10 protein-coding genes are annotated in these 14,305 nt (G+C 63.9%); 3 read left to right on the forward strand and 7 right to left on the reverse strand.

Going from position 1 to position 14,305, the window contains the following annotated elements; genetic code table 11:
• Positions 1–2: 2 nt before the first annotated feature.
• Together R4P70_RS25615 and R4P70_RS25620 are read right to left on the reverse strand one after the other, a co-directional pair.
• Entirely contained in the window at positions 3–1,184 is a 1,182-nt protein-coding gene (locus tag R4P70_RS25615; RefSeq protein ID WP_007731825.1) for a thiolase family protein, read from the reverse strand.
• 90 nt (positions 1,185–1,274) lie between these two features.
• Entirely contained in the window at positions 1,275–2,696 is a 1,422-nt protein-coding gene (locus tag R4P70_RS25620; protein WP_019746401.1) for an amino acid permease, read from the reverse strand.
• 170 nt (positions 2,697–2,866) lie between these two features.
• Between R4P70_RS25620 and R4P70_RS25625 the strand changes: the two genes are divergently transcribed.
• Entirely contained in the window at positions 2,867–4,360 is a 1,494-nt protein-coding gene (locus tag R4P70_RS25625) for a PucR family transcriptional regulator (protein WP_019746400.1), read from the forward strand.
• Between the two features lie 102 nt (positions 4,361–4,462).
• Here the strand turns inward: R4P70_RS25625 and R4P70_RS25630 are convergent, their stop codons facing one another.
• Positions 4,463–6,025, reverse strand: coding sequence for a SpoIID/LytB domain-containing protein (locus tag R4P70_RS25630; protein WP_317832413.1), 1,563 nt, complete (start codon positions 6,023–6,025; stop codon positions 4,463–4,465).
• Positions 6,026–6,356: 331 nt separating this feature from the next.
• Here R4P70_RS25630 and R4P70_RS25635 point away from each other — a divergent pair, with 331 nt between their 5' ends.
• The gene (locus R4P70_RS25635) at positions 6,357–8,354 is read left to right on the forward strand and encodes an N-acetylmuramoyl-L-alanine amidase (protein WP_317832415.1); all 1,998 of its coding nucleotides are present in this window, start codon (positions 6,357–6,359) and stop codon (positions 8,352–8,354) included.
• A gap of 37 nt (positions 8,355–8,391) precedes the next feature.
• Here R4P70_RS25635 and R4P70_RS25640 read toward each other — a convergent pair whose 3' ends face one another.
• From R4P70_RS25640 to R4P70_RS25650, 3 genes are read right to left on the reverse strand one after another with little or no spacing between them, the layout of a single operon-like run.
• The gene (locus tag R4P70_RS25640) at positions 8,392–9,213 is read right to left on the reverse strand and encodes a Cof-type HAD-IIB family hydrolase (protein ID WP_024488043.1); all 822 of its coding nucleotides are present in this window, start codon (positions 9,211–9,213) and stop codon (positions 8,392–8,394) included.
• A 53-nt stretch (positions 9,214–9,266) separates the two neighbouring features.
• The gene (locus tag R4P70_RS25645; protein WP_020905758.1) at positions 9,267–10,001 is read right to left on the reverse strand and encodes a lysophospholipid acyltransferase family protein; all 735 of its coding nucleotides are present in this window, start codon (positions 9,999–10,001) and stop codon (positions 9,267–9,269) included.
• Between the two features lie 3 nt (positions 10,002–10,004).
• Positions 10,005–10,760: a lysophospholipid acyltransferase family protein gene (locus tag R4P70_RS25650; RefSeq protein WP_020905757.1), complete on the reverse strand. Its 756-nt coding sequence runs from the start codon at positions 10,758–10,760 to the stop codon at positions 10,005–10,007.
• Between the two features lie 93 nt (positions 10,761–10,853).
• Between R4P70_RS25650 and R4P70_RS25655 the strand changes: the two genes are divergently transcribed.
• Positions 10,854–11,693 carry a hypothetical protein gene (locus R4P70_RS25655; RefSeq protein ID WP_317832418.1) on the forward strand — a complete coding sequence of 280 codons (840 nt, stop codon included), beginning with the start codon at positions 10,854–10,856 and terminating at the stop codon, positions 11,691–11,693.
• Positions 11,694–11,703: 10 nt separating this feature from the next.
• On the opposite strand, the gene R4P70_RS25660 is transcribed toward R4P70_RS25655, so the two are convergent.
• A partial coding sequence (locus R4P70_RS25660; protein WP_317832420.1) for an Ig-like domain-containing protein occupies positions 11,704–14,305 on the reverse strand: 2,602 nt, incomplete at its 5' end.

The following is a 14,305-nucleotide window of genomic DNA, read 5'->3' on the forward strand; positions in this document are numbered from 1 at the left end:
GATCAGACCCGCTTCAGCAGGGCAGCGAGTGCCTGACCGCCGCCGATGCACATGGTGACGATGCCGAATTCGAGGTCGCGACGGACCATGTCGCGTGCCGCGCGCAGCGTGAGGATGGCTCCGGTAGCGCCGACCGGGTGTCCGAGGGCGATTGCTCCGCCGTACGGGTTGGTCTTCTCCGGATCCAGGCCACTGTCACGGATGACGGCGATGGCCTGCGAAGCAAAGGCCTCGTTGACCTCGGCGGTGCCGATGTCGGACGGCTTCAATCCTGTTTGCGCAAAAAGCTTTTCGAGAGCGAGCACGGGAGCGTAGCCCATCAGGCCGGGCTCCATGGCTGCCGTCGTGACAGTTTCGAGCGTGACGAGTCCGGTGAGACCGCGCTTGGCTGCCTCGGTTCCTGTAGCGAGGACGAGGGCGCCGGCGCCGTCGTTGATGCCCGACGCGTTACCGGCGGTGACGGATCCGCCCTCTTCGAATGCGGGGCGCAGCTTGGCGAGGGTTTCGACAGTGGTTCCGGGCTTGGGGTGCTCGTCTTCGGTGACGGTGACGGAGCGCCGACCACCGGTCTCGACGGGAGTGATTTCCTCGGCGAATGCTGCCTTGGCTGCGTCGGTAGCAGCGCGGCGCTGAGATTCGACGGCGAACTCGTCCTGCTGCTCGCGGCTGACGCCGTACTTGCGGGCGACGGCTTCGGCGGTGCGGCCCATATGAGCCTTGCTGAACGGGTCGGTGAGCATGGCGACGGTGCCGTCGACGAGGCTGCGATCGCCGAGCTTGTAGCCCGAGCGGGCGGCGAAGTCGTAGAACGGCATGCGGGACATGCTCTCGTCGCCGCCGGCGAGGGTGATGGCAGCTGCGCCCCAGCGCATCTGCATCGCCGCCGACCACACGGCCTGCAGGCCGCTGCCACAGAGGCGGTTGACGGTGTAGGCGGGAACGTTCTCGGGCAGTCCGGCGGCGATGCCCACGCGGCGTGCGTTGTAGGCGTCGGGGCCGACCTGGCCGATGCAGCCCATGACGACCTCGTCGATGTCTTCGGGTGCAACGCCGGCGCGGCTCAGCGCGGCCTTGGCTGCTGCGGCACCCAGCTCGTGTGCGGGTACGTCCTTGAAGACGCCGCCGAAGCTACCGACGGGGGTCCTGGCCCCGTCGACGATGACGATCGGTTCGGGTGTGGTCATGATTGTCCCCATCTGCTGTGCTCACGTCGATTTCTCTGTCCGTGGCCGATACTAGGACATCTAAGTATCTCGCAGATGGGGACGTTGGTGTCAGGGTGTGGGAGCGCTCTCGGACACGGGTACAACCTCGGCGTCGGCGCCTTCGGCGTCCTCGGTCTCTTTGTGGTTCCGGTATCGGTAGAGCCCGATGCCCACGAGGATCGCTGCGAGCCCCAGGGACACGATCATCTGGCTGCGCGTCGAGTCCAGGGTGAGCATGCCGATGCAGAGCGCGATGATGGCGGCGATCGTCGCGTAGGTCAGGTACGGGAAGAACCACATCTTGAGTTCCAGCTCCTGGCCGGAAGCTTCGAGCTTGCGGCGGGTGCGCAGCTGAGACACCGAGATGACGAGCCAGACGAACAGTGCGATCGCACCGGAGGAGTTGACCAGGAACAGGAAGACCTTGTCCGGGGAGAGGTAGTTCATGCCGACGGTCAGGAAGCCGACGATCGTCGAGACCAGGACAGCGCGCATCGGGACGCCGGTCTTCTCGATACGTGAGAGCGACTTGGGGGCGTCGCCGCGGCCGGCGAGAGAGAAGATCATGCGGCTCGCGGTGTAGAGACCGGAGTTGAGGCAGGACAGAACCGACGTGAGGACGACGACGTCCATGATGTTGCCCGCGGCCGGAATGCCGTAGGAGTCCATGACGGCGACGTACGGGCTGAGCGCGACCGATGCGCTGTCCCAGGGAAGCAGGGTGACGACCACCGCGATCGAGCCGATGTAGAAGATGAGAATTCGCCAGACGACGGACTTGACGGCAGCGCGAACAGCTTCGAGCGGGTTGGCCGATTCACCGGCGGCGATGGTGGCGATTTCGGCGCCGAAGAACGAGAACACGACCACAAGGACTGCGGCGAGCATGGCTCCTGTTCCGTTCGGCAGGAAACCGCCGTGACCGGTCAGGTTGGTCATTCCCGGTGCTTCGACGCCGGGCATCCATCCGCAGATCGCCACGATGCCCATGCCGAGGAACGCGATGATGGCGACGACCTTGATGGAAGCGAACCAGAACTCGAACTCGCCGAACGACTTGACCGAGATGATGTTGGTCAGCGTCAGCACGATCATCAGAATCAGAGCCCAGGTCCACTGGGGAACGCCGGGAACCCAACGATTCATGATGAGGGCACCGGCGGTGGCCTCGATGCCCAGCACGATGATCCAGAACCACGCGTACAGCCAGCCGATCGAGAAGCCCGCCCAGCGGCCGATGGCCTTGTCGGCGTACGACGAGAACGAGCCGGTTTCCGGCGACGCTGCCGACATCTCGCCGAGCATGCGCATCACGAGGATGACGACTACGCCGGCCAACGCGTAGGAAACCAGGACACCCGGTCCCGTCTCCTGGATCGCCACACCGGAGCCGACGAACAGTCCGGCGCCGATGACGCCCGCGATCGCAATCATCGACAGATGCCGCTTCTTCAGCGTGTGCTGAAGTGCCGGCTGGTCTGTACTGGACATCAGTACTCCTTGTGGGCTGTTCGGGACGTGGATCTCGGTGACGCTCTTCTGGAGCGCATTTTCGATAGCGCCAGTGTCGGACCTTCGGCAAGCTCGCGTCAGGCTCCACTTTGTACAAACGTGACCGCAGGCACTACAAAGTGGCGAGTTCGAGGTGTCAGACTGGACCCATGCCCATCACGCTCCGCCAGCTTTGTGCGACCGAACAGTTCGGCCTTCGCGTCCTGGCTGGGCACGACCAGCTCGATCGCACCCTGACCTGGGCACATGTCTCCGAACTTCCCGACCCGACGCCCTTCCTCGACGGCGGCGAACTACTACTCATCACCGGGGTGTCGCTACCGACGACGGCCGCGGAAACAACGCGATTCGTACGGACCCTGGTGGCGGCCGGAATTGCCGGAATCGGTTTCGGAACCGGCCTCGGATACGAGCAGGCGCCGCAGACTCTGGTGGATGCGGCCACCCGTTTCAGTGTGCCCCTACTCGACGTCCCATTGCGAACACCTTTCATCGCCCTGACCAAAGCGGTGTCGAAGGCGCAATCCGACGACGACATGAAAGCGCTGCGCAGCAACTACCAGAGCCTTCGGCGACTACTTCAAGCTGCAGTGACGGTCAACGGCACCCGGGCAGTCGTACGACGGGTGGCGGAATTGATCGGCGGATGGGCGGCCCTGCTGGACTCGGCCGGCCATACCGTCGAGATCTCACACACCGCTGCTGCCGCAGGAATCGAGCGAACGGCTCCCGAGCGCGACGCCCGCCCGATGGAAGTCAGTTTCCTCACGAGTGAGAACGAGGACGTCATCTCGCACCCTTTGATGACGTCGAGGGGAAAGCTGATGGGGTATCTCGTCGCCGGCTGCCCCGGCGCCGTCGGCTCTCTGAATCAGGGCATCGTCATCGCCGCCGCGTCTCTGCTCACGTTGATGACGGCTCGAACCCGAGATGCGCAGTTGACGATGAACCACTTGCGTACCGTGGCGATGCATCAGCTGTTCGAAGGACAGAATGCGCTCGCCCGCAACATCTCCGGGGAACTGTGGGGAGGATTTCCGGTCGAACCTTTCCAGGTCTTCCACGTAGCGGGCCCGAGTGGCCTGCTCGAGAGCGTGTCCGTCTCACTGCTCGACGGTCTCAGCCGCGATCTGGCGTTCGGCATCACCGACGGAGCGTTGATCGCCGTCGTCTCGGCTACCGACAGCGGGCGAATCCTCGCCCGTGTCAACGAAATCGACGTAACCGTCGGCGTGTCGGACATGCTGTGGTGGGACGATCTCTCGCGCGCCAGACGCCAAGCCGCGCAGGCAGCAGCCGAGGCCGGCGCCCGCAACCTGCCTTCGATGCGGTTCGCCGAACTCTCGGAGAGCGGATTGTCCGCGTTTCTCGATCAGGATCGCTCGACGGCATTCGCGGCGGCACACTTGCGCCCGCTTCTGGAAGCGAAGGGCGGTAGCGATCTCTACCGAACCTTGGCCATGTGGTTGGCACACAACGGCGTGGGCGACGCCGCAGCCACAGCGCTGAATATTCATCGGCATACGTTGCGCAGCAGACTCGCTCGGATCGAGAGTCTTCTCCAACTGGACCTCGGCTCCCCCACTGAACGTGCGGAGTTGTGGCTCGAGTACCGCTTGCTCGGCGACGCTCCGACCATCTGACCGACAACCAATGAGCCCTGAACGACCTGAAGGGCCTCCGCCGGGTTACGGCAGAGACCCTTCAGAGTCGATACGTGCGAGTCGCTACCGACCGACCTTCCCCTAGCTTCCGCCCGTCGGTATCCACTCGCGGAGCACGTTGGCATCAACTACCTGCGCACCCAAAACCTTTGTCCAGATGATGGTTCCGTTTTCGTAGACACGGAAAGTGCCTGCTTCGGAGGGCAACTGCATCTCCGGGCCGGCAGGAGCACCGAGAGAGCCGCTTTCACCGCCGAGCTCCCGATACTTCTTCTCGATCTGCGTCTCCGTAACCGTACCCGATGGATCGTCGGATGGCGAATTGGATTCCGGCACTGTCGATTCCGAATCCGGTGCCACTACCACACCAGCGCCGTCGCCGACGGTAAACCAGTCCGATTTCAGGCCGAGTTTCTGACGGAACTGCATTCCGGTGGCGCCAACAGTTGCATCTGTTCCGACCACCTCGACTGCCGTCACTCGCCCGCCGTCGGTACCGAATCCGTTGCGCGAGAGAATCTTGAGCGATTGCAGCTCGCCCACATCGAAGGCGTCCGCAATCTCACCCGCGGTCAGATTCACTGTCCAGTCGTGATTGGGCGAAAGGGCGTCACCGAGATCCTCGACGGCCGGGAATTCACCGCCGGAGCTGTAACCTCCTGTGGACGAAGAGAATTCGGTGGCAACAATCTTGCCGTCACGCGACAGAACGGCGCCGGCGGTGGACCGAACGGCTTCAGTGGTCCGGGGATCTTCCTTGCCAGCTCCGCCGTAGACCTGGCAGTCCTGAGTGTCGCACGTGTCGGCGTACGAGCTGCGATGCTCGGTCGCAGCGTACGAGCGCGCCGCCACGGCTTGCGCCCGTAGTGCTTCGGCCCCACCGGAATCGGCCCATTCGGCTTTCGCCTCGACCGGCACCACGCCGAGCAGGTAGTCCTCCATGTCGAGGAGATTGACCGTCCGAGCCGAGCCGTTGTCGAGCACTACGCCGAGGGCGCCGCGATAGGGCGCGTCGTTGTTGCACAGCTTCAGGAACTGGTCGGCGGGTCGATCGGGACTGAGATCCACAGGATCCACCCACGGATGCTCGGTGACCGCTTCCCAGACAACCCCGCCACCACACCCGCTGGTGACAACCACCTGCGCACCGCCACCGGGCAGTGCAGTGAGATGGGCAGCCTCGCCCGGCGCGGTGCGCTGACCGTTGACCACGAGGCCGGCGTTGGAGTAGACGTCGAGCGTCGAGTTGTCCTGGGCTGTGAGCCGCACACTCATCTGGGCGGGCGGCAAGGAGTCCAGGACGGTTCCGCCGTAGTAGTGACTGAGGATTCGCTCGCCGGACCAGCCGTCGTTCTTGGCGTAGCCGTAAGCGCCCCACTGCCCCATTCCGCGGCCGTGTCCGTTGCCATGACCGGAGAGCGTGAATTGTGTATCGGCGGCGACGGCGTGCAGGATCGACGGCTCGTCAGCGCGGATTTGCGTGAAACCTCCGATCGCGACGCCGAGCGCAAGAGCCGGAACGAGACCGAGGACCGAGACCCGCATCAGCGAGGTTCGCCTCCCGGGTCCGCCCACCAGAAAGCGACCTGCGCGACCGGACACAGGCTTCTTACCTGCAGTTCCGCTTCTTCCGCTTCTCGCCATCAATGCTCTCCTCATCGCTACCGGCCTCACGAGTCCGCGAAGTCGGTACTTCGCGCGCAGGCCAGTCCACAACGATTTAACTAAAGTCTCACCCTAAGGTTGAGCGTTATGGACTTTTGTGACTAGTGTGGCAAGAGTGTTTGGAGTTAGCAACACCAGTCACACGAGTCACATCAGCATCACGAGTTGCAGACGTACGCGTCCGAAAACTGGAGTTCAACCCCAGAACATGGCATCCGACCTGCTCGGATCCGGTTTTGAAGGATTCCGTTCACGGCCGTCATCGGCCCTGAAGTTCGCTCGCAAGTAACTACAACCGAGGAGTAATCCCTTGCCACACCGTCGACCGAAGCCCTCGCTCGTACTCGGGGCTGTAGCCGCAGTGGCTGTCGCAAGTCCTTTTGCGGTCTACGGCTTCACGAGCACTACGTCCGATGTACGTTCCGCGAACGAAACGACGTCAGTAGCAGTGCCGACCCAGATCGCAGAGGTGCTCCTCGCGTCGGTGCCCGACATCATCATTCCGGTCAAGGAGCTGACCGGTCTCGATCTCCCCGACATCAACCTGGGCGATCTCAGAAACCTCAAGCTCCCGACCGAAATCCCGCTACCTCCAGGGATCACGTTGCCGACCGAGCTCTTCCCGGCATCCGCTGCTCCCGGTGCCCCGACCGAAACCGCTCCGGTTCCTTCCGAGGAAGAGCCAGGTGCCGTGGTCAAGGAAGTCACCCGCGACACTCCGTTCAGCATGGTCGCGTTGACCTCGGAGACGCTCGCCTCGGCGCAGTCCAAGGTCCGCGCCCTGGCCGAAGACGGCACCTGGGGTCCGTGGTTCACCCCTGACGCCATCGACTCCGCCAGTTCGGATCAGGCCACCAACGCCGGTACCGCCACCGAACCTGTCTTCGTCGGCGCCACCAAGTCCATCCAGATCCTCACCCCGCAGGGTGTCGCTGCCCCCGCGGCCGAAGCTGTGCCGGCTCCGGAAGCCGCACCCGCACCTGTCGAAGCACCTGTGCCTGCCGAAGCGCCGGCCGAAGCACCTGTGCCTGCGGAAGCACCCGCAGCCACCGGCGAACTCGGGTACACCCCGGCTTCCGTGTCCAAGCCGCTTCGCCAGGCGACGACGGCAGCAGATGCCGTTACCGCAGTGTTGATCGATCCGGGTACCAGCGACGCGGACAGCAATCTGCAGGCAGTCGCGGCACCGCTCGGCGGCAGTGGACCCTCCGTCATCACCCGCGCACAGTGGGGAGCCGACGAGTCACTTCGCTGCGACTCCCCCACGTACGACGACTTCACCGGTGGAGCAACCGTTCACCACACCGCGGGCAGCAACAACTACACCAAGGAAGAATCGGCCGGCATCGTCCGCTCGATCTACGCCTACCACGCACGGACTCTCGGCTGGTGCGACGTCGGATACAACGTCCTCGTCGACAAGTACGGTCAGACCTTCGAAGGCCGCGCAGGCGGACTCGACAAGGCAGTTCAGGGCGCGCACGCCGGCGGCTTCAACGAGAACACCACCGGTATCGCGATGATGGGTGACTACTCCACCGTCGAGCCTTCGCAGGCGACGCTCAACGCCGTCGGCAAGTTCCTCGGTTGGAAGCTCGGCCTGGCCGGCCTCGACCCGAAGGGCCGAACGACGATGTACTCCGAGGGCACGGAGTTCACTCCGTACCCGCAGGGCGCAGCAGTGGATCTGCCGATCATCTTCGCCCACCGCGACGTCGGAAACACGGCTTGCCCTGGTGATGCCGCATACGCACACATGAACGACATCCGGAACATCGCGGCCGCGAATATCGGCGGATCGTTGAACCCGTCGAACCCCTCCAATCCGTCGACGCCTGCGCCCAAGCCGACCACTCCGGTCGACACGGTCACAGGTGGCACCGGATCGTCGATCCCGGATCTGGTCACCCAGATTCTGAAGATCACCGACAATTCACCGCTCGCGCAGAAGTGGATCGCCGAAGGTGGTGACCTCGGACGCCTCGGCCAGGCGCTGTCCGGAATCCTGCAGGCGAAGCTCGGCAACCAGGGTGCGTTGTTCCAGAACGGCGCTGTTTACACCTCACCCAACGGCGGAGTGTTCACCGTGCTCGGCGAGATTTTCAAGTCGTGGCAGAGCTTCGGTTCCGACGCGGGTGAACTCGGATTGCCGATCTCGGACGAATACTCGATCCCGGACGGCCTGCGCAGCGACTTCGAGAACGGTTCGCTGATCTTCAACCAGATCACCGGCATGGTCACGAAGGTCCTCAAGACCTACAACGAGACCTTTGCCCAGGAAATGGCCAACAGCGCGCCTGTCGGCTGACACTCGAGCAGTACACGTCCTCGGGCGCTGGTGGGTTCTACGACCACCAGCGCTCGAGGACTTTTGCGACCCCGTGCGCCGAATTGGTGTCGGTGACCTCGTCGGCTGCGGCTTTGGCTTCGGGGTGAGCGTTGCCCATGGCAACGCCGAGGCGTGCCATCCCCAGCATCGGGATGTCGTTGGGCATGTCCCCGAAGGCAACCAGACCCGACAGGTCGAAGCCGAACCTTTCAGCGGCGGCAACCAGGCCGGACGCCTTCGTGATTCCCGGCGCCGAGAGTTCGATCAGTCCGTTCTCGGTGGAGTACGTCATGTCGGCGAGCGCACCGACGTGCGGGGCGAGCGTGTCGTACATCGCCGTGCTGGTCATGCCTGGACGGCGAATCAGGAGTTTGACGGCCGGCGCCGCAAGCACTTCGTCCTCGGACATCTCAGTGTTGTCCGGGTTGAGCCAGGCGTGTTCGTAATCTGGTGAGCTGACGAACTGTGGGGTGGCGGCGTCGTGTGCGCTCTCCCCCACCCGTTCCGCGGCCAATCCCGACCCGGGAAGTGCAACCAGAGCCAACTCGGAGAGTTCGGTGAGTGCGTCGACCGACAAGGTCGCGGCGCTGAGGACGCGGTCGGCGTAACTGTCGTAGACAACAGCACCGTTTGCGCAGACCGCGAGTGGCGCGTATCCCAAACCTTCGACGACGGGCGAAATCCAACGCGGAGGACGTCCGGTTGCCAGCAGGAACGGCGTGCCGGATTCGACGACGGCATGCACGGCGGCGCGGGTGCGGGCACTGACCAACTCGTCGTGATCGATGAGGGTGCCGTCGACATCGGTCGCAACCAAGGTTGGGCGGTCAGGGCTGATACGACGGTCTGGGCTCACACCGCCATTGTGCCTGCCCGGTACGACGGTCTCGCTCAGCGCGCCCGCTTCGCGCGTTCCTGTGCGTCCATGGCCGCGGCTTCCGCCGGCGTCGGCGCGCCACCGCCGAGTCGACGAGGCACCCAGTACGCCCCGGGCTCGTGCACGAATCCGTCCTGAACGTGGCGCAGGATCGCATCCATCTCGATGCGCAGGATCTCGCTGAGCGCTTCGGCGGGTTCGACCGGATCGATCGGTGCACCCACCTCCACCGAGATCGGGAAATGATTGCGGCCCAGATTTTTCGGTCCGCCCTTGGTGACAATCCGCTGGGCGCCCCAGACGATCAGCGGAATTATCGGCACGCCGGCGTCGATGGCCATCCGAGCTGCTCCGGATTTCATTTCCTTGATCTCGAAGCTCCGGCTGATCGTCGCTTCCGGGTAGACGCCCACCAATTCGCCACGCTTGAGGGCGTCGACTCCGGCTCGATACGCCTGCGCTCCGGCGGAGCGGTCCACTTCGATGACGCCGCATCCACGCATGAGGAAGCCGAGGACCTTGTTGTCCGCCAGCTCAGCCTTGGCCATCACTCTGAGCTTGCGTTTCGCGGTGCCGACCGCCAGGGCCGCCGGTATGAAATCGAGGTAACTCGTGTGGTTGATCGCGATGACGGCACCGCCGGACACCGGGACGTGTTCCGTCCCGGTGCGGGTGACTTTCACGCCCTGGAAACCGCTCAGACCACGCGCGACTACCTCGACGGCGGTGTAAACGGGTTCGAAGGACATGGGTCAGCCTTCGGACTTCCGCGCCTCACGTGCTTTGGCTTTCGCCTCGGCCTCGTCGGCATCCATCTTGTCGGCCTGCTCGAGCGTCGGCGCGCTGCCACCGAGGCGGGCCGGTACCCAGTACTCGCCGGCGGGATGGTCGTAGTCCTTCTGCAGATCGAGCAGCAACTCCTGCATCGTCGACCGTAGCTTCGCCGTCAGCTCACTCGCCGGTTCGAAAGGTGCAATCGGCTCGCCGACGGCAATGGAGATGGGAGTGTTGGTGCGGCCCAACCGCTTCGGATAACCCTTCGTCCACACGCGCTGAGCGCCCCAGATGACGACGGGAACGATCGGGACGCCCGCCTCGATCGCCATCCGGGCGGCGCCGGACTTGAATTCCTTGATCTCGAAGCTCCGACTGATCGTCGCTTCGGGGTACACGCCCACCAATTCGCCGCGCTTCAGGAAATCTACGGCCGCCTTGTAGGAGTCGGCGCCCGCGCCGCGGTCGACCGGGATGTGCTTGAGGGCCCGCATGATCGGTCCGGAGATCTTGTTGTCGAAGACCTCTTTCTTGGCCATGAACCGGATGTAGCGCTTCGGGGTCCGTGCCGGCAGTCCCGCATACGTGAAGTCCATGTACCCGGTGTGGTTGATCGCGATCACGGCGCCACCGGACGCCGGGATGTTCTGCTCTCCCTTGACGGAGAACTTCAGGCCCTCGAAAGCGAAGACGGTACGGGCGATGCCGATGACTGTTCTGTAAACGGGATCCACAGTTCGCTAGCGTAGACGGGAATCCGTGATCTGACCCGCAGCAGTTCTGGGGTGGATGTTGGTCAGAATGTCGCAAAAGGGGCGTACGAACGAATGAAGTCGGCAGGACGAGCGGCAGTGGGGGCAGTCGCACTCGCCATGACGTTGGCGATAACCGCATGTGAGGACGACGGACGGACGGGAATCCTGACGGACGAACCGTCTCCGCCGACGACTGAAACCACGACGACAACCACTCTCGCACCCACGACGACAATTGCGCCCGCTGCGCCGGCCGCGCCACCTCCGGTTGGTGACGTGCCCGGCAATCCGGCTGCTGCGCCGGCCTTGGCAGCTTGGGCAACGGACCTGGTGTCCTTGGACGTGGACGCGCTCACGAACGCATGCTGGACGATGCCGCCCACAGCGATCGCCGACCGATACTCGGATGTTCCCGCCATCTTGACGGCCATCGCCGCACCAGGCGTCGACGGCCAGTACGCGGTCACCTGGAGCGGCGGCGGACTCTCCGTCGCCGCCAAGCGCTCGGAGATCGCTTCCGGCTATGCGTGCCCGTTCGTCTTCCCTGCGGGGCAATCAAACTTCTACACCGCGGCCGACGCTTCCCACGCCGTCGTCAGGTTTCTCTCACGCGCCACGGGACGGCCGGTCAATACCCGCGACGTCGAGACGTTCTATCCACTGATCTGCCCCGGCAACAGCCCGTGGGATCCGGACGGCACCGGCGCAACCGGCCAGCCGCCTCTCAAGCTCGATCCGAATCAGCTGGCCGGTATCAAGTCTTTCGACGCCGACGCTGCAACAGTCACTCCGGTTCGCGGCGACTACGTCCGTGTCAACCTGCCCGTCAGCGACGGAACCGGTAACTCGCGCTCGATGCAGTTCACCCTGTCGATCGGCCCCGAGGGATATTGCCTCGGGGCCGCGACCTGAACTGCTTCGGTCAGGAACCGAAGGGAAGGAAATCGCTCGAGCCAGCGCTGCCTGAACCGAGGCTGCCCGTGCCACCACCGGTTGCAGCCTTGACCTGAATTGCGTGGGCCGTCGAGGTGGAGCCTGTGAATCCGGCTGCGCCACTGTAGATTGCCGAAATCGAATGCGCGCCAGTTGTGGTGAAGGTGTGGTTCAGCGCCGCGATCCCGTTGACCACCGCCACAGCGTCACCGATCGGGGTGTCCCCATCCATGAACTGCACCGTTCCACCGTTCTGCACCGAACTGACAGTCGCCGACAGCGTCACCGACTTGTTCACCACAGCATCGGCAGGCGCCGTCACCACAGTCTCCGTGGTGACATCCGAAGGCGCAGGGTCCGTTACATTCACCGTCCGCGCTTGGGCCGAGGATCCGACTACACCGGCTCCTCCCGAATAGACCGCAGTGATGCTGTGCGCACCCGCAGAGGTAAACGAATGCGTCAGGCCGGCAGCGCCGGCCGTAACCGCTTCAGGACCGCCGATCGCGACGCCACCGTCGTAGAACTGCACGGTTCCGACGCCGACAGCATCATCCGACGACGTTCGGACGGTTGCCCACAAGTCGGTCGCCACACCAGTTTTGGCGTCGGTCGGGATATTCAGTTCGACGACGGATTCCTGGTCGGCAACACTGACCTGAACTGACTTCGCACTCGCAACCGAGTTCTTGAATCCGGAACCAGCGGTGAAATCCGCGGTAATGCTCTGCGCGCCAGCGGCATCGAAGGAATGTGAGAGGGTCGCGGTACCATCGGACACTGTGACCGGGGAACCGATCGCCGCACCGTTCGACTTGAACTGCACCGAACCCACAGCGTTGTTCGGAGCAACCGTCGCCGTCAGATCAACAGCCGCACCCGTAACCGCCGTCGCGGGAACCGAGAGCGACGTCGTCGTCTCCACATCCACCGGAGCCGGATCAGAGACCGTCACCGTCTGAGCCGATGCCGAGGAGCTGACGAAGCCTGCACCGCCGGTGAAGTCAGCCGTAACGCCCTGTGCACCAGCAGCATCGAAGGTATGCGACAGCGTCGCAACACCCGCGGAGACTGTGACCGGAGTGCCGATCGCCGTGCCGTTCGACTTGAACTGCACCGTACCGACAGCATTGTTCGGAGCAACCGTCGCGGTCAGATCAACCGCCGCACCCGTAACCGCCGTAGCCGGAACCGACAACGACGTCGTGGTCTCGACATCCACCGGAGCCGAATCAGCGACCGTCACCGTCTGAGCCGACGCCGACGAACTCACAAAGCCAGCACCGGCGGTGAAATCAGCGGTAACGCTTTGTGCACCAGCAGCATCGAAGGAATACGACAGCGTCGCAACACCCGCGGAGACTGTGACCGGAGTGCCGATCGCCGCGCCGTTCGACTTGAACTGCACCGAACCCACAGCGTTGTTCGGAGCAACGGTAGCGGTCAGATCAACCGCCGTACCCGTGATCGCCGTAGCCGGAACCGAGAGCGCCGTCGTCGTCTCGACATCCACCGGAGCCGGATCAGAGACCGTCACCGTCTGAGCCGACGCCGACGAACTCACAAACCCTGCACCGGCAGTGAAGTCAGCCGTAACACTTTGTGCACCAGCAACACTGAACGCATGCGACAGAATTGCGGACCCACCGGCAACAGTCACCGGAGAACCGATCGCCGCACCGTTCGACTTGAACTGCACCGTACCGACAGCATTGCTCGGAGCAACCGTCGCGGTCAGATCAACCGCCGTACCCGTAACCGCCGTCGGGGGAACCGAGAGTGACGTCGTGGTCTCGACATCGACCGGAGCCGGATCGGACACCGTCACCGCCTGAGCCGACGCCGACGAACTCACAAAGCCAGCACCGGCGGTGAAATCAGCGGTAACGCTTTGTGCACCAGCAGCATCGAAGGAATACGACAGCGTCGCAACACCCGCGGAGACTGTGACCGGAGTGCCGATCGCCGCGCCGTTCGACTTGAACTGCACCGAACCCACAGCGTCGTTCGGAGCAACGGTAGCGGTCAGATCAACCGCCGTACCCGTAACCGCCGTAGCCGGAACCGACAACGACGTCGTCGTCTCGACATCCACCGGAGCCGGATCGGACACCGTCACCGTCTGAGCCGACGCCGACGAACTCACAAAGCCAGCACCGGCGGTGAAATCAGCGGTAACGCTTTGTGCACCAGCAGCATCGAAGGAATACGACAGCGTCGCAACACCCGCGGAGACTGTGACCGGAGTGCCGATCGCCGCGCCGTTCGACTTGAACTGCACCGAACCCACAGCGCTGTTCGGAGCAACGGTAGCGGTCAGATCAACCGCCGTACCCGTAACCGCCGTCGGGGGAACCGAGAGTGACGTCGTGGTCTCGACATCGACCGGAGCCGGATCAGAGACCGTCACCGTCTGAGCAGGCGCCGACGAACTCACGAACCCTGCACCAGCGGTGAAGTCAGCCGTAACACTCTGCGCACCAGCACCATCGAACGCATGCGACAGAGTCGCAACACCAGCAGCCACCATCACCGGGGAACCGATCGCCGTGCCGTTCGACTTGAACTGCACAGTGCCAACAGCATTGTTC

It is taken from the genome of Rhodococcus sp. IEGM 1241, assembly GCF_033142365.1.
Lineage (GTDB): Bacteria > Actinomycetota > Actinomycetes > Mycobacteriales > Mycobacteriaceae > Rhodococcus_F > Rhodococcus_F erythropolis.

Coding starts and splice junctions, on each gene's coding strand:
- R4P70_RS25655 (WP_317832418.1), top strand. CDS start 10,854: ATGAAGTCGGCAGGACGAGCGGCAGTGGGGGCAGTCGCACTCGCCATG.
- R4P70_RS25620 (WP_019746401.1), bottom strand. CDS start 2,696: ATGTCCAGTACAGACCAGCCGGCACTTCAGCACACGCTGAAGAAGCGG.
- R4P70_RS25625 (WP_019746400.1), top strand. CDS start 2,867: ATGCCCATCACGCTCCGCCAGCTTTGTGCGACCGAACAGTTCGGCCTT.
- R4P70_RS25615 (WP_007731825.1), bottom strand. CDS start 1,184: ATGACCACACCCGAACCGATCGTCATCGTCGACGGGGCCAGGACCCCC.
- R4P70_RS25645 (WP_020905758.1), bottom strand. CDS start 10,001: ATGTCCTTCGAACCCGTTTACACCGCCGTCGAGGTAGTCGCGCGTGGT.
- R4P70_RS25630 (WP_317832413.1), bottom strand. CDS start 6,025: ATGGCGAGAAGCGGAAGAAGCGGAACTGCAGGTAAGAAGCCTGTGTCC.